This is a genomic window from Promicromonospora kroppenstedtii DSM 19349 (assembly GCF_000515355.1).
Classification (GTDB): Bacteria; Actinomycetota; Actinomycetes; order Actinomycetales; family Cellulomonadaceae; genus Promicromonospora; species Promicromonospora kroppenstedtii.
Window position 1 is genome coordinate 12,022 of the sequence record NZ_KI911624.1, and the last position, 442, is coordinate 12,463.

Sequence of the window (442 nt, forward strand, 5' to 3'; positions counted from 1 at the left end):
AGCGGTCGGCAGTTGCGCGCGACGTCGGCAGTTGGCATCGAGATCGGTCCAGCGCTGAGCCGATCTCGATGCCAACTGCCGACCTCGCGGGTGGCTGTCAGCGAACTGCCGACCTCGGGGGATCAGCGTCCGGAGCGTCGTCCGGCTGAGCGTTGTCGAACCGGTTCGCTGATGCGGCGGCCGCACCCGGTGGACCGATCTCGGCGAACCCAGCACCGTAGCTGAGCCCCGTTCACATCCCCTGGACCCGTTCCACTCACACCCCGGTACCCGTTCCACCCACGATGAGAGGGAAGGCACTCGCCGATGAGCACGACACTTTCATGGCAGAGCGGTTCGCGTAGCGGACCAGCGCCCACCAGCGCACCGGCCCGGCGCAGGACGCGACGTACCGCGGTCGCGGCGCTCGCGGCGCTGGCGCTTGCCGGCGGCACAGCCGGCG